The sequence below is a fragment of the Acinetobacter portensis genome, assembly GCF_009372215.1.
Taxonomy (GTDB): domain Bacteria; phylum Pseudomonadota; class Gammaproteobacteria; order Pseudomonadales; family Moraxellaceae; genus Acinetobacter; species Acinetobacter portensis.
Genome location: NZ_LWRV01000029.1, coordinates 12,674 through 28,392 on the forward strand (window position 1 = coordinate 12,674; position 15,719 = coordinate 28,392).

Sequence of the window (15,719 nt, forward strand, 5' to 3'; positions counted from 1 at the left end):
TCTTAGCTTATTCACTTAAGCTGGCACAAGCATCAATGAATCATTATAAAATCGCTTACCCAGAGAGAAAAATTGGGTACTCCATTGGATATGATTCAGGAGATTTTATTACTGGAGGGTGGATCTAATTCTCCCATTTAACATAATAGAGCTTATACGAAACGTAATCATAAATAGTTTTATATTTCAAAAAGTTATGCTATAAAAAATTGGGACGCAAAACCTAAAAAGCCGACTTGGAAACAAGTCGGTTTCTTTTTAAGCAAAACGGTAACTTTTAGCCAATAAAATTGATCAAAAAACATTCTCTTTTGCAGTTTTTCCTGATTTATCAAGGTTCACAATTCAGAAATAATCCCCAATTTCTGCGGACAACTCTTGGGATAAAATAAGCCAACTTTGTAAGCTAAAACTTACACAGATTTAAGGATTTTGCGGATTGGTAATTCAAGGCATTAATCCTATGATGGCTATATAGGGAACAGGATGTTTCCAGAAAAACAAGAATAAGAAAGTAGCGCAAGGAATGGGCAGCACGAGATCAGCAAGACGAGCAACCCAATCTAAAAAAGCCCGACAGGATGTCGGGCTTTTTTATGTCTTGAATCTGGATTTCGTAGATGAGATTTTATGTTAAATAATGGTTTTTATATGATCTAGTATTTCTAAATATAAGTGCAATTTTACTAAGGTTGCTTAGATGCTATGGAATCTAAATATCTAAATTGTTCATCCCCCTTTAGTATAGATCAAGCAGGGCTAAAGCATAGCTGGTACAAGAGGTGTTCGTGATGAGGACTGGCCACAGAATATCAATTAATTCTAAGCTTTTCTTGTTAATGGTAATGATTATCACTTATAATGCAAAGTTAGGAATTGTTAATTTGTCTATATTTTAGCTAGATAATTAATGATTTATTGAATAATTTGTATTTACCGCATGATTATCGAGCTGCTTTCTCATGGACAACATATATCCCTCTCCCCAGCAAAAGACGTTACAGAAAGAAATAGCCCATAGTCAGATGCACCATAACCGTTTCGTTCGCCTAATATTTATGATTCTAGGCGCTGTTTTTTTTATACTAGGTTTAATCGGAATTGTTCTTCCAGTCCTACCCACCACCCCCTTTATTTTGCTTACTGCCACCTGTTGGGCCAAAGGTTCCATTAAATTTAATAACTGGCTTCTTAATCATAAAATATTTGGCAAAATGGTCATTGACTGGCAGCAGCATCGTGCAATTCCGCGTAAAGCTAAATATTTGGCCTGGTCAATGATGGCGCTTTCTTGCGGTATGTTGTTCTACCGATTTTCTGATAATTGGCAATGGCTTGCTTGGGCTACATGTGTGATATGTATCACTGTTGCGATATGGATGTCTCGATTACCCGATGCCTAACTCCTATTATTATCACAAGATGTCTCTTTCACTCCCTACTTTATAAAAAGCAAAACCCTCTCAGATTACTTATTCTATTTATAATAATGATTATCATTTACATTGTAATCAAAATATTTTATAGTGTAAGCACAATGTTAACAATGGTTAATGCTGCTTTCTTTAACGACAATGTAGATGTGAAGAGAGTGGTAGTTAATTTTTACTACAGGAAATTGGGGATGCTCAAGGGTTCAGCTTATAGAAAGTCGATACATATACCTATTCTCGAAATTAGGTCTAAAACCCTATTAAGTATTCTTGTTGGGACTTTAATGTATCAATCTGCCTTAGCGGATATTCAGCAGAAAGAAGAAGATCTACCGACATTATACATGGACAAAATCACTGTTTATGCTAAAAAAAATCCCCCTATAAACGTAGGGGACGACATCAAAACAGCCAAAACCATTTCAGATAACTTGATTGATAGTAATAAAGACTTAGTTCGTTATAACCCTGATATAAGTGTGTCAGATGCAGGTCGATATGGTAGTAATGGCTACGCTATCAGAGGTGTGGATGGCAATAGAGTAGCGTTAAACCTAGATGGCGTTAGCCTGCCAGATAAGCAAGTTAACGAGATATTTTCAGCCTATGGTTACATGTTTGAAGGGCGGCTGTCCCCTGATGTGGAAATTTTATCTGAGGTAGCGTTTGAGGTTGGTTCTGATTCTTTTAATTCAGGCAGTGGTGCAATGGGAGGGGCTGTTAGTTTCAAAACCAAAGACCCAGAAGATTTAATAAAACCTAATCGTCAACTTGGCGGCTATGCCAAAACAGGTTATAGCAGCAGCAATGAAGAGATCAGCGAATCCTTTGGTTTGGCAGGAAGGAACGATAAGCTTGAAGCAATAATTAATTACGTGCATCGTAGAGGCCATGAAACGAAAAATCATCGTATGATAGGTTTTGATAAAGAAAAGCTTAATCCTGCATATGACTTTATCAATGATCCAGACTATGCTTATCCCCGCACGGGTTATAGAAGCAATACAGCAGCGATATTGCCTGATCCCTTGACTTACGAAACAGAAGCGGCGTTAGCGAAACTGTATGTCCATTTGAATGAAGAGAGTAGGTTAGGCTTTCATGCTACAAAGCAAAAAACAGATACGCTATCTAATAACTTTTCAAGAAAGACTTTTTCACCAAGAATTGGTAAAGACAACGTCGAATTAGACAGCTATGGCATAAGTCATAGGTACATCCCTTCTAACAGTGAATTAATTGACCAAATAGATACCAGCCTAAACTACCAAAAGGCTAAAGCCGCTGCAAATACAGAAACCTATAGCCAAGATTGGGGGACGGATAATTACAGGCTAGATGGTTTAAAGCATCGTCCTCAAATAGATAAGACTTTGCAACTAAGTATCACAGCGAGCAGTTTTCCTGTACAAACTGAAAAATTCGGTGAGCATATATTTTCAGTAAATACAAAGTATGCAAAAAAAGATCATAAGCTTATCTTAGAGGAATCATTTATTCCTTCTTCGGGCACAACTGAATCTTGGTATGATTTCCTTGGTCCATCGGTGAAACAAGACGTATTTAATATTGCTGTTCAGGATAAAATCAACCTCACCGATAAGCTAGATACAGTGCTTGGCATTCGGTATGACCACTATAACTATAAGCCCTATATGGATGAAATTAATAGAAAAGGGATTGAAAAATCCAGCAAATATTATCCTGTGCGTATCGCCTACGAAAACGGTGAATTTGATCACAATAAAACAATGAGTAACATAGGAGGAATGTTCTCCGTTAATTACGAACTAACCCCTGATTTGCAGGCACAGTATCAAATATCTACCGGCTTTATGGCGCCAGCGACAAGTCAGATGTATTCTGCATTTGAGATGATGGGAAACAGTTTAACGCCTAATTTTCACCTAAAGCCTGAGAAATCACTTAACCATGAAATAAGTTTGCGAGGTGAATATAAGGATTTTAGCTTTAAAGCTACTGGTTTTTATACGAAATATAGCGACTTTATTAGCTTATTAAATTATCAGGAAGAACAAGAAAGATGCTACGAAGACTATTCGAGTGGTAAGCCTGTATGTTCCCCTCATACTGTCAATATGATTGGCGCTAAGAATATCGGCAATGCAAAGACGTATGGTATACGCTTAGGTGGTATGTGGGATATTGCTCAATTGGTTGATACAGAGGGCGATATCAAGGTGTTTGCTAATTTAAATTATGCTAAAGACGAAAGCGATAAAGGAACCAACCTACTGGCTACTCAGCCTTTGAATGCGATGTTAGGTATAGGGTATCAATCCTCTAAAAAAGATTGGCAGTTATCAGGAAACCTGAGGTATTTAGGCAGAAAGCATCCCAATGATGCAAAGGTTGTTAATTTAAAATTTAATGGCTTTAATTCACCTTCTCAGGAGTATATAGCGCCTTACAAACATATTGATAGGTCTAAATCAGCCTATGTCTATGATGTCTATGGCAGTAAAAAAATAGGCTCACAATTAAAACTATCAGCAGGAATATTTAACCTCTTTAATACCAATTATGTTCCGTGGGACAGCCTACGCTCATTGGCAGAATTAAACGTCAACTCTATGGTAGATGATAAAGGCGTTGGTATTGAGAGATTCACCGCACCTGGTAGAAATTATAAGGTGGGTCTAACTTACGAGTTTTAGCGAATCAGCTAAAATCAGTAGCGCATTGTCCAATTCAGGGGGAACTTGAACATAGCATCATAAAACACAACCACACTCATCATATCTAACAACAACACACTTTTAGGAACTATTATGAATTTACCGCTTAGTGAAGCATTAAAAAAGTATTCCCGTCAAACACATGATAGTGTAGATGCGCTTGTTTTATCTATGCACCCGTTTGCCTCTGTTGAGAATTATAGTAAGTTTTTGCAAGCGCAAGATATCTTTCAGAAGACTCTAAAGCCTATCTATGATGATCTTGATTGGAACTATAAAATCGAAGGTCTGAGTCAGCTATCACGCTTAAAGCAAATCTCTAAGGATATGCAAGATCTTAATGTTAATCCAGTTTCAATGGTCGAGGAGCAACCTAATCCAAGTGGTTTTGAGGCTATTGGCTGGCTGTACTGTTCTGAGGGCTCAAATTTAGGTGCAGCAATTTTGTGTAAAGAGGCACAAAAGCTGAATCTAAGTGATTCTTATGGAGCCAGACATTTGGCTGCGCATGAAGAAGGGCGAATGAGACATTGGCGCAAATTTAAAGAGCAGCTAGATGGTCTAGAATTAACATCAGAACAGCGGCAACAAGCGTTACAAGGGGCCGAGGATGCATTCGCATTTTTTAAACGAGTGATTCGTCAAGTATAGTCTATATTTCAAGGGCATTATGCTTGTTTTTGCAAATGAGAAAGGATAAACAATAAAAAACCCCGGCATCCTGCCAGGGTTTTTTATTGGAACATTAGGTCTCTGTGCTCTTGCGTGTCTTATATAGCGCCATCCTGGTGCTTATTTTTAATTATATGGAACTTCCTGTTCCTGACCACTTAATCATATGAAAATTCTATTATTGCGTATAGACGCAAAGGCCCGGAATTGTTGTGAGCATATGCGTACAAGATAGGCTAAAAACTGTCCCAGGTTTATCAGCAGGAAATGGGGATAATTTTAGATCCTGGGACGTTGAGAATATTAGAAAAACCGCAAAATCGACTACTTTTTAAACAAAATTATTGGCAAGAACTATCAAAATCGCTCATAAAAAAGCCGACTTGTTTCCAAGTCGGCTTTTCGGGTTTGCGTCCCCGATTTTTTATAGCATAACTTTTTGAAATATAAAACTATTTTTATATGCGTTTCGTATAACGCCCATTATGTTAAATGGACCTAAATTCCTTAATGCGACAGAACAAAACTATACAAGCAGATGAACCAGAAAAGGACCTACCAAAACCATAAAAATACCAGCAAGCACCATTGTTAAGCTGGCAATCACCCCTTCTTCTTTATCACGACTATAGGCTTTAGTCGTTCCAAATCCATGTGCTGCGTTGCCCAAAGATGCGCCCATGGCAAAATGAGATTTTAACGGTAAAGCGCCTAGCACAGTATCACCAATGATCATGCCTATAATACCAGTAATCATGGTAAACAAAATAACCAGTTCGACAGAGCCACCTATATGATTGCTCAACTCCATTGCAAAAGGTGTCGAAATGGAACGCGCCATTAAGCTGTAGGTTGTTGACTGATCAAAATTAAACAGCTTAGCCAGATAAAATGAACTGATCATTCCTGCTAGCATCCCCATCACTACGCCCATACTAATAGAAAGTAGATGTGTTTTGATTATTTCACGGTATTCATAAATTGGAATGGCAAAAGCGACTGTTGCAGGGCCTAACATCCAGACAATCCATTGACTATCTTGCATATACGTATCATAGGATATATTCAAAGATAATATTAAAATAATCAGAAGGATAGGGGGAAGTATCGCTGGTGATAAAATCAGATAAGGATATTTTTGATGGGTTTTTTTTGCGATAATATAAAACAGTAAAGTTGCAATCAGACAAACAATGGCAATTAAAGTCATGATTATTTTCCATCCAGATCTATATTACGCAGAGATTGGGAGCGATGATTTTTGATTTTATTTTCAAATTTAAAGCCAATATGTACACTATATGCTGTAACCACCATGACACAAATGGTTCCCAGAATAACAGTAAGGATTAATTGCCAGCCTTCTGTTAAGAAAAGATGTTTATATTTAATTAGTCCAACAAAACAGGGAATAAAGAATAGAACCAACTCACCTAAAATAAAATCGGAGCCACTCTTGATCCATTCAAGTTTAAAAAATCCGGTCAATAAACCTGTCAAAACAATAAAAAGCCCGATCACTGCACCAGATACTGGAAGTTTAAATAAGGATTGAAGTATGCTGCCAATCCACCAGAAAACAAGTAATAAACTGATTTGCAAAATGATTTTACTGAAATAGTTAAATCGGGTCGGATGTTCGATTTGTACGGGCATTGATATCACAGTTTGATTTTGAAGATAAGGTAATTTTATATGCTGAACATATGCTAAATTATGAATAATTTTATAATTATTATTCTATATTGGGATGATTTATGGATCTAAAATCCCTTAAAATTTTTGTTGAAACTGTCAATAGCCAAAGTTTTAGTTTGGCTGCAGAACACTTGTTTATGACGCAACCGACTTTAAGTAAGATCATTAAGAGCTTAGAAGAAGAGTTGGGAACAGCACTATTTAAAAAGGGTGCAGCAGGAAGAAAACGTGAAGTCGTACTAACTTATACAGGCGAACTGATTTATCAGCATGCATTAAACATATTGTCAGAACATGAAAAAATTTATAACACGATTGAGCAAGTTCAGTTACTTAAAAAGGGGAAACTGACTTTAGGTTTACCACCATTAGGTTCTGTCTTATTTAGTTCACTTATTGCCTTATTTCATAAGCAACATCCGGATATACAGCTTAGTTTTTTAGAGGTAGGCTCAAATAGTATTGAGGAAGCAATTGCAGATAAACGTATTGATGTTGGTATTTTACTTGGTAATTTTCGACCGACTTTTGCGTCAATCCTGGTTGTTGATTCAGCAATGTGCTTACTATCCATAAAAGATTCACAGTGGAGAAATAGAAAAACAGTCAATTTGATTGAATTAAAAGAAGAATCCTTTCTATTATTTTCTGATACTTTTACTTTGAATAGTATGATTATTAAAGCAGCAAATACAGTAGGTTTTGAACCTAAAGTTGTTTGTAAAAGCAGTCAATGGGACTTTATTGCAAAAATGGTTGAATCAAATATGGGAATCGCATTACTTCCTCAAATATATTGCCAGCAATTCGATCAGGAAAAATTCAACACTGCCGTATTGGAAAATCCAGGTTTAAATTGGACTTTAAGTATGGCCTGGAATACGACTATAGCAATGAGTCCTGCAACTAGAGCATGGCTAAATATTGTAAAAGATCATAAACAGAAAATTCACTTTTAGTTCAAGGCTTTTACAACCAGTTTTTAATTGTCGCTACAATCAGTTCTGACTGTTTAATTCATCGGTTCTGTCGCATTAAGGAATTTAGGTCCATTTAACGGTAATGCTCCCCTCAAATAATTGAACTTAAAAGTAGAAAATCGAATAGCCTTAATTTAAGGAGATTTTCTATGAAAACATCTAAATATTCAGACAGCTTAATCATGAGTATTTTGAAGCAAGCTGAAGGGTAATACCCCCATTTTTAATTGAGTTAATGAGTAGAAAAACCAAAGCCCTTATTGTTGTTTAAAATGAGGTGGACAACCATTAACTGCCATATGAGGTCGTTCATGATTATAAAAGTGTTGCCATGTCGTTGTATAGTCCTGAACTTCACTCAGCTCTCGAAATAAATACTGATTTAAGCACTCATATCGAACTGTACGATTAAATCGTTCAACATAAGCATTTTGCTGTGGATTGCCTGGCTGAGTAAATACATGTTCAATCTTATTCTGCTCACACCATAGAGTTGATAGGTTCAGAATTTCAGCAGCACGGACTTGGGTAATACGATGATCTCGAACGTCTTGCAGGACTGCAAGACGTTGAATTTCTTTGTCAGACATAGTGATTAGCATCTATATTTATATGCAGTCTGTGATGATAAAAACCATCATAAACTAGACATTTTTATTGGTGAGAATATAGACACTTTAAATGGGTTCTAACATGTGAATTTCGTATAAGCGCCATTATGTTAAGTGGGTATGTTTTTCCGCTGAATAGTGAATTAAGAATGCTCTATAAAATCATTTGTTATTTGCCTTTTAAAGAAGGATTTATCTATGGGAAAGTGGCAATTAATACTTTCTTTACTTCATCTGACGTATTTGGATCTACTTTAAGCTCATTAACGGCTTCAATAATCCGTTTACGAACAGCTTCATTCTCTGGCAGTGAACCCTTAATCTCATGTTCTTTCTGAGTGAGTAGCGAAGCATTATTAAGAGCACCCAGAGCCAAAATTTGAACCTTTGGGTTCGTATCCTTTAAATAAGGAATAATATCGTCTGCTGCTTCAATTGGGTCTAAATTCGTTAGGGATACAAGAATTACACTTAATGCATCAGGGTTCGATTCATTTTGTTTCAACAAATCAACTAGCTTATGGATTTTATCTTCTCGTGAATATGTAGGGCTATCATTAATAGCAATCGTACTTTTTACCCATTTAGGAGGCATTCCATGAGGGAGATTGGGCGCATTGTTAGTGATACCGTCATTAGCATTAAGAGTATTACGGTTGGAACTGATCTTTTCTTGAGTTTCCATCAGCTCTTTACTATGTACATCATCACTTTTTTTGGCAAAAATAAAAAATCCAATAAAAGCTACTACGATTGCCGTAATAACTAAATAAATCAACTTACTATTATTTTTCATATTACCTACGTTTTTAAATAAGAATGTTGTTACATCAATAGAAAAAGCATCAAAGAAACTTTAAATTATATTATTCACCAATTAAATAGGCTCATTCAACGCTTTTTCCAAGAGTTGATATAGTGTAATAATTATTGAGTAAATAAGAGAATTAAGTTAATGAAATACTCAAAAGAAAAAATAGTAAAAGCCCTATTACTTGCTCCTTTACCACTACTTTTTTTCACAGCATTGCTATTTATCATAATGAATCGTGAATATAGTCTATATTCAATTTTTGTGGTTTTTGCAGGGCATGGTCTTGTTTACTTAGCTTATAGTATTTTGACAGTACCTTTTAGCTTTATGGTCTCAATTCTTTTAAATCGTTATAGTATTCTTAATTTGCTAACTATCTGTATTAGCTCTTTAATTATTGCTATGCCATTTTTTGTTCTTTTTGGATGGAGCCATACAGGAGAAGTTTCGAAAGAATGGTGGAAGATGTATACCGACACTTGGACTATCTTTATGGCTCTAATTCCAGGCTTGTCTTATTGGTTATTTTTAACTGATTTTAAAGTTAAAGAATTATTAAAGAAAAAAATAATATATTTCAATATATTAGCTTTTGTTTTGACTTATTTGTCTTTGTTTCATCAGAAATATACATTGATAGACCGGATAGTTGTAGACAAGCTTGGAAAAGTTGAAGTTATAGGAGGAGGATTTCCATTACAGTTTTTAGTAGATGGTGAAATATCTCCAGGCGGTAGTATAGCGCTAGATCCTTTAAATATTATTATAGGAATAGATCAATTCATTTTTTTATATTTTATTCTTGATTATTTATTTTGGCTTATGTGTCTTTTAGTCGGTTATGCGTTTTTTCGAAAGATAAAAGTGAAATTATAATGTCTAAAATATTTATAAAATTAGGAATTTTACTTGTAGGTCTATGTCTACTTCTAATCATTAATTCATACAAACAGAAATTAAATCATGATAAAGAGATGGCAACACAGACAACAATACTTTTCTTTAATTCACTTGCTAAACATGATCTAGAATCAGCAATCAAATATGTTTGGCCAGATGCGCGATTACATGAAGATTTAAAAAGTTCTGAAAGGTTTCTCTCTTTCAAAGACTCAAAAATTTTAGAAGTAGTAAGGATTAATTATGATTCAGCGGAAAGTAGACCTGAGTATTATCAAGAATTTTATAAAATTATTTCAGTGATGGTAAAAGTTAAAGTCGTCCATATAGATGATGCTGGTAGTCCAGTAGGTGACTATATTTTATTTATTACTCTTGTGAAACAATCTCCTCAATCTGATTGGCTAATTACAGAATTTGGTAGTGGGCCTTAAGATAGTAATTATAGAGAAAAGCTAAAATTAACATAATACACCTTATACGAAATGCGTTATAATTCTCTTTAGAAATCAATGCTGTAGTTTCTAGTTGATAGCCCATCTTCCCCAAGGTGGGCTTTTTTTATGATTTTTCACGTTCCAAGCCTATTCTTTGATCAATGTTTCACGACTTTGTTTAGCTCCAGTAAATAATTAAAACCTAGATAATAAGAACCGAGCGAGTGTCTACGAGCGATTGAGCATCATCAAAATTTCGCCCTCGCCTTTTCTCTGATTACAAGCTCCCTTTCGATTTTAAACGGTAGGTACAGAGCATCCCGAATGGGTGCGAACTTTGGAGCTTTTGCTTTTCAAAAAGTATGAGCGAAGCGAATACATTACAAATGCTTTTGCTTTTAGATTTCACAAACAGGATTAACTAAAAACTGCCCCACGAAGCGAGGAACGAGCTTCAATAGAGTACGAGCTTTAGCGAGTACCTAGGGCAGTTTGCACTCCCCTCTCGAAAGGCTTTTAATTATTTTTAAAGCTTTTAATGCTTTTAGACAGATTGAAACCCTTGTGTAGTAAGTGTTACAGACTATATAAACGGACATTTGCTCTTGTATAAACGGACATTTGCTCTTGTATAAACGGACATTTGCTCTTGTATAAACGGACATTTGCTCTTAATTAAAGGACATTATAAATATTGACCTTAAAAAGATATTAGATTACATTGTCCTTTAATTAGATAATAATAAGTTCTTCTTATGAAAAATAGTTTAGTCGTGAAAGATAATGCTCTAATAAATGCCAGTTACAACCTAGAGCTAACGGAACAACGTTTGATCATGCTAGCTATCATTAATGCTAGAGAATCGGGACAAGGAATCACTGCGGATAGTAAACTGGAAATACATGCTAGTGACTACGCCAAGCTATTCAATGTATCTGCCGATGCGTCATATAAAGCTTTGAGAGAAGCTGTAAATAATCTGTTTAATCGTCAATTTAGTTATACAGCCGAATATAAAAAAACAGGCAAAGTCGGCATTGTTCGATCTCGCTGGGTAAGCCGTATATTTTATGTAGATGACCTAGCATTGTTAGAAATTACTTTTGCTCCTGATGTAGTGCCTTTAATCACACGATTGGAAGAACACTTTACAAAATATGAAGCTAAACAAGTTGCTCACCTAACCAGTAAATACGCCACTAGGCTTTATGAATTGCTGATTGCTTGGCGTGAAGTTGGAAAAGTTCCACAACTAGAACTTAGTGAGTTTAGAAACAGATTAGGTCTTGTTGATAGTGAATACACCGCCATGAGTGACTTTAAAAAGCGTGTGCTTGAACCATCAATTAAACAAATTAATGAGCATACTGATATTACTGTAACGTATGAACAGCATAAAAAAGGACGGATCATTTCAGGTTTTTCTTTCAAATTTAAGCAAAAACAACAGCCAAAAGTTGAAGCAAAAAGAGATCCAAACACGCCTGATTTTTTTATAAAAATGACCGATGCACAACGCCATTTATTTGCGAATAAAATGTCTGAAATGCCTGAGATGGGAATATATTCACAAGGTACAGAAAGCTACCAACAATTTGCTATTCGTATCGCTGATATGCTTTTAGAGCCTGAAAAATTCAGAGAGCTTTATCCAATTTTAGAAAAATCAGGATTTCAGCCATGATTAAATTAAATAACCTATCAACCGATCTAAAGCATGTGACCGTTGAATACCTCGACATCGTAAATTATGAAATTGCGAGGGAAAATATATGCGGTTATATCTTCCTATTATCCCGACTATCCAAAGATGCCGAACCCACCGAAAAAATGCAGATGGAAAGCAAAATACAGGACTTAATTTACTATCGAGATAATTTGCAGATAGAAGACAAGGACAATATTCAAAAGGTTTTAAATACGCTCATTCCAGAGTATCAAGCCGAACAAAACAACCAAACAGCGAAGAAAAATTAGGCTTCAATGTCGGGCAAATCAAAAAGCTGTCGATCTCTATTTTCTGTTAAATATTCGTTGAGTTCAGCGAGTATTTTTTCTTTATTAGCTTCATTCTGCATTTTTTTAATCAAATAAGAACCGAGCAGAATTTTACGTCTAGTATCGTCTTTTCGTTGCTGTTCTTTTTGCTTGGTACGTTCTCTTGCTTCGATAGCCTGTTTTTGCGCTTTTAACTGTTTCAGCTTCTCTAACTGGGCTTCAATTTTCTTTTCTATATTTTCGGCAGATTTTGTCATAACGGTTCATTTCGGGATATAGGAAAACCACTCAAGCATAAGAACCTATGAATTGAAATTCAAGCGGTTAATATGCTATCGTGTTTTTCATGAAATGCGCACTTACGACTTGGATTTCATCCAAGTCAAAGTTTGCGTAAGGGGATACCCCTTAACCCAAAAAAACCGCTACGCAATTTTTAAATGGATAAAATGATGCAAAATTTAGAAAATAATTTAAGAAAATATAAAGCAAGTTGGATTGCGCTGTTTTGTATAATTTTTCTTTTCATTCTTACAATACAACTAAGTGAAATTAGTAAAAAAATTAACTATATAGAACTTGATAATTCAGGTGTAGAAAAGTCTTTAGGCGAAATAAGTGAAAATTTAAATGAGATTAGAAAAGAATATACTGATAGCTATATTTGATGGCAATTTATCATTGTTCCACTAAAACAGTTAACCGAAGTTCGGGACGAACTTCGGTTGCATCGAGTGCCTATCGTGCAGGAGAAAAATTAGAAGATGAACGCACAGGACTCACTCATGACTTTACGAGAAAAGACGGTGTTGCCCATTCTGAAATTCTGTCTAATTTAGATATTGAAATTGACCGTGGTGAACTTTGGAACTTGGCAGAAAAAACCGAAAACCGTAAAGATGCCCGAACCGCTAGAGAATGGGTGATTGCCCTACCTGATGAATTAGACGCGGATCAACGTAAGGACTTGGCAAAAGACTTTGCCAGGTCCTTAGTTGATCGCTATGACGTAATCGCAGATTTAGCCATCCATGAACCGAGCAAAGGCGGTAATGATAAAAACCATCACGCCCATATCATGCTCACAACCCGAAAAGCCGAATTGGACGCAGACAATAAACTCACTCTGACCACCAAAACGGATATTGAACTCAGCAACGCCAAACGAAAAAGCCTTGGTATGGGGACAACCCAAGAAGACATTAAGCAAATTAGAGAAACATGGGCAGACTTAGCCAATAAAGCATTGGAACGTGCAGGCTACCGAGAAAAAATAGATCACCGCAGCTATGCCGATCAGAACAACGGACTACAAGCCACCATCCATGAAGGCACCAAAGTCACCCAATTACGCAGACAAGGCATAGACACTGAAATCAGCCGTTTTAATGACAATGTGAAACAGCAGAATAGCCAACAGCTTCAGCAAGAAAAACAACAGAAAGAGAGCGTTTTACAACGTGGTTTAAACCGTGTCGATCAAGGCTTTGATCAATGGCAGAAGAATCAAGAAAGCAAACGTCTAGAACTGGAACGCCAAGCGGAAATGAAGCGACAGCAAGAATTAGATAAACAACGAGCCGAGCAAGCACTCCGCAAGGCATCTCAAAAATTAGGTAGAGGCGGAATGTCATTATGAGTAATCAAAATGATCTAGATGACCAGTTATATATTTTATTGGCATCCATGAAGGAATATAGAGAAGCCATAGCAGACGATAACAAGCGATTAGAGCAGTTTTACAATCATGTCGCTAGTGGAGTGCTAGACAAGGCTGAAAAATCGCTAGAAAACGCAAATAAGAAGCATACAGGCGCATTAAACAACAGTATTCAGGCATTAAACGAAGCTACAAACAGGCTCAATTTAAAACTTATTATTATTTTTGCTAGCACGTTTGTTGCTGTGATGATGGTATTCATTTTGGCTATCTTCTTATACATACCAAGCAAAGACGAAATTGATGCACGTAGAGCAGATATGGCTGTACTAAAAAAATATCCGTTACAAATCGAGGAGCATGATGGGAAAACATTAGTCAGAATTATGACTAAAAAGCCGTGTTACTCATTTGAACCGAATAATATCAAAGAAAAAACGTATGACTGGTGTCAGATCGACCCTAAAAAATACTAGTTGATCGGTACTTTGCTTAGTTTTTCTCATTACTGATCAGATTACAGCAAGCGCAAAGTTGCCCGACTTTGAAACATGGCTAAAGCCATATTTCAAAGCATCGAGCTGAAATTTCGCATAAGAGATTTTATGTTAAATAACTGAAGCTTCCTCTCCTAAATTTACTCAACTATCATTCGTCTCTCTTAATAAGATATCTAGACATAGATTATTTTCGAGAATAATTTTTTATAAAATGAAGAAGCTGAATTTATAAAAAATTAAAGTAAACATAGTTAAAACTGGCTTTGTTGCACAAACCTAGCATCAAAAGCTTATTCAGCAATATAATTTCAAAATGAATAAGCCTGCCTCTAAAATCTACCGTACAACCAATTGGTCATCCTATAACCGAGCCTTAATTAACCGAGGTAATATTTCCATTTGGTTTGATCCAAAGACTCAGTGGTATGCACAATCACAAGGCAAGCAAGGTCGAAATCAAACCTACTCCGATACAGCGATTCAATGCTGCTTAATGATCAAATTACTATTCCGACTCTCTTTACGTATGGTCACAGGTTTTGTTCAAAGTCTGATTAAACTCTCTGGATTAGATTGGACAGCTCCGGATTATTCCACCCTTTGTCGTAGACAAAAGCATATTGATATTGCGATTAGCTATCAAAAAAGTAGTGATGGACTGCATCTACTCGTAGACTCTACTGGTTTGAAGTTTCTTGGTGAAGGTGAATGGAAACGCAAGAAACATGGGGCTGAATATCGTCGCCAATGGCGTAAGCTTCACATTGCTATAGATGCTAAAACCCTGCAAATACGTGCAGTACAGTTTATACAGATGGTGCTTATGACACAAAGCACTGCCGACAAGTCATTTTAGATCGAGATGCACATGCGATCATTCCACCTAGAAAGAATGCAAAGCCTTGGAAGGATCAGCAAGCGAGGTCTATAGAGCGGAACGAATTATTAAAGACAGTCAAACGGCTAGGCAGATCGCTTTGGAAAAAGTGGTCTGGTTATCACCGTCGAAGTTTGGTTGAAACCAAGATGCATTGCATCAAATTATTAGGCGATAAATTAACAGCGCGGAGTTTTCCAAGTCAGGTGAATGAGATCCATGCACGCATGGCAGTCTTGAATAAATTCACAGAATTAGGTCGCCCTCATACCCAAGTTGTCTCTTAAATTTGAGTAGCTTAAGGGAACTCAGCCTTTCAAACCTTTATGCAACAAAGCCGTTAAAACTCAAAAATATAATGTTTTATTCCTATAAAAATTATGATTTACAATAATATGTATAAATTCATGCATTTATTTAATAGACTTCCTTCATAAAT

15 protein-coding genes and 3 pseudogenes are annotated in these 15,719 nt (G+C 36.0%); 13 read left to right on the forward strand and 5 right to left on the reverse strand.

The window, feature by feature from the left end; genetic code table 11:
• Positions 1–962: 962 nt before the first annotated feature.
• The 3 genes from A6M14_RS01020 to A6M14_RS01030 all read left to right on the forward strand — a co-directional run bounded on the left by A6M14_RS01020 (position 963) and on the right by A6M14_RS01030 (position 4,783).
• Entirely contained in the window at positions 963–1,403 is a 441-nt protein-coding gene (locus tag A6M14_RS01020; protein WP_000368857.1) for a YbaN family protein, read from the forward strand.
• A gap of 134 nt (positions 1,404–1,537) precedes the next feature.
• Positions 1,538–4,111 (forward strand): TonB-dependent hemoglobin/transferrin/lactoferrin family receptor, encoded by a 2,574-nt coding sequence (locus A6M14_RS01025; RefSeq protein ID WP_241678019.1) that lies wholly within the window; start codon positions 1,538–1,540, stop codon positions 4,109–4,111.
• A 114-nt stretch (positions 4,112–4,225) separates the two neighbouring features.
• On the forward strand, positions 4,226–4,783 hold the full coding sequence (locus A6M14_RS01030) for a biliverdin-producing heme oxygenase (protein ID WP_039254943.1): 558 nt from the start codon (positions 4,226–4,228) through the stop codon (positions 4,781–4,783).
• Positions 4,784–5,330: 547 nt separating this feature from the next.
• Here the strand turns inward: A6M14_RS01030 and A6M14_RS01035 are convergent.
• Complete coding sequence (locus A6M14_RS01035; protein ID WP_152872912.1) at positions 5,331–6,014, reverse strand: LrgB family protein; 684 nt, start codon at positions 6,012–6,014, stop codon at positions 5,331–5,333.
• Between the two features lie 2 nt (positions 6,015–6,016).
• On the reverse strand, positions 6,017–6,460 hold the full coding sequence (locus A6M14_RS01040) for a CidA/LrgA family protein (protein WP_061519780.1): 444 nt from the start codon (positions 6,458–6,460) through the stop codon (positions 6,017–6,019).
• Between the two features lie 101 nt (positions 6,461–6,561).
• Between A6M14_RS01040 and A6M14_RS01045 the strand changes: the two genes are divergently transcribed.
• Entirely contained in the window at positions 6,562–7,461 is a 900-nt protein-coding gene (locus A6M14_RS01045) for a LysR family transcriptional regulator (protein ID WP_039624396.1), read from the forward strand.
• Between the two features lie 278 nt (positions 7,462–7,739).
• Here the strand turns inward: A6M14_RS01045 and A6M14_RS01050 are convergent.
• Both A6M14_RS01050 and A6M14_RS01055 read right to left on the reverse strand, forming a co-directional pair.
• A pseudogene (locus A6M14_RS01050) lies at positions 7,740–7,976 on the reverse strand (integrase core domain-containing protein); the annotation flags it as partial.
• A 313-nt stretch (positions 7,977–8,289) separates the two neighbouring features.
• Complete coding sequence (locus A6M14_RS01055; protein WP_111886104.1) at positions 8,290–8,889, reverse strand: HEAT repeat domain-containing protein; 600 nt, start codon at positions 8,887–8,889, stop codon at positions 8,290–8,292.
• A gap of 159 nt (positions 8,890–9,048) precedes the next feature.
• Here A6M14_RS01055 and A6M14_RS14215 point away from each other — a divergent pair.
• The 5 genes and pseudogenes from A6M14_RS14215 to A6M14_RS01075 all read left to right on the forward strand — a co-directional run.
• Positions 9,049–9,459 (forward strand): annotated as a pseudogene (locus A6M14_RS14215) (hypothetical protein); the annotation flags it as partial.
• A 30-nt stretch (positions 9,460–9,489) separates the two neighbouring features.
• A complete protein-coding gene (locus A6M14_RS14220; RefSeq protein ID WP_227505690.1) occupies positions 9,490–9,783 on the forward strand; it encodes a hypothetical protein in 294 nt (97 codons plus the stop codon).
• Positions 9,783–10,241 carry a hypothetical protein gene (locus tag A6M14_RS01065; RefSeq protein WP_005804943.1) on the forward strand — a complete coding sequence of 153 codons (459 nt, stop codon included), beginning with the start codon at positions 9,783–9,785 and terminating at the stop codon, positions 10,239–10,241. The genes A6M14_RS14220 and A6M14_RS01065 overlap by 1 nt, the downstream gene beginning before the upstream one ends.
• A gap of 758 nt (positions 10,242–10,999) precedes the next feature.
• On the forward strand, positions 11,000–11,929 hold the full coding sequence (repM, locus tag A6M14_RS01070) for a replication initiation protein RepM (RefSeq protein ID WP_152872916.1): 930 nt from the start codon (positions 11,000–11,002) through the stop codon (positions 11,927–11,929).
• A complete protein-coding gene (locus tag A6M14_RS01075) occupies positions 11,926–12,222 on the forward strand; it encodes a hypothetical protein (protein WP_032072979.1) in 297 nt (98 codons plus the stop codon). The genes repM and A6M14_RS01075 overlap by 4 nt, the downstream gene beginning before the upstream one ends.
• On the opposite strand, the gene A6M14_RS01080 is transcribed toward A6M14_RS01075, so the two are convergent.
• A complete protein-coding gene (locus A6M14_RS01080; protein WP_005254311.1) occupies positions 12,219–12,500 on the reverse strand; it encodes a hypothetical protein in 282 nt (93 codons plus the stop codon). The genes A6M14_RS01075 and A6M14_RS01080 overlap by 4 nt on opposite strands.
• Before the next feature lie 195 nt (positions 12,501–12,695).
• Here A6M14_RS01080 and A6M14_RS01085 point away from each other — a divergent pair, with 195 nt between their 5' ends.
• From A6M14_RS01085 to A6M14_RS01100, 4 genes and pseudogenes are all read left to right on the forward strand, one after another.
• On the forward strand, positions 12,696–12,911 hold the full coding sequence (locus A6M14_RS01085) for a hypothetical protein (protein ID WP_152872918.1): 216 nt from the start codon (positions 12,696–12,698) through the stop codon (positions 12,909–12,911).
• Positions 12,911–13,882 (forward strand): MobQ family relaxase, encoded by a 972-nt coding sequence (gene mobQ / locus A6M14_RS01090; protein ID WP_152872920.1) that lies wholly within the window; start codon positions 12,911–12,913, stop codon positions 13,880–13,882. Before A6M14_RS01085 ends, mobQ begins: the two co-directional genes overlap by 1 nt.
• Positions 13,879–14,379 (forward strand): hypothetical protein, encoded by a 501-nt coding sequence (locus tag A6M14_RS01095; RefSeq protein WP_152872922.1) that lies wholly within the window; start codon positions 13,879–13,881, stop codon positions 14,377–14,379. The genes mobQ and A6M14_RS01095 overlap by 4 nt, the downstream gene beginning before the upstream one ends.
• A 337-nt stretch (positions 14,380–14,716) precedes the next feature.
• A pseudogene (locus A6M14_RS01100) lies at positions 14,717–15,567 on the forward strand (IS5 family transposase).
• Positions 15,568–15,719 lie beyond the last annotated feature (152 nt).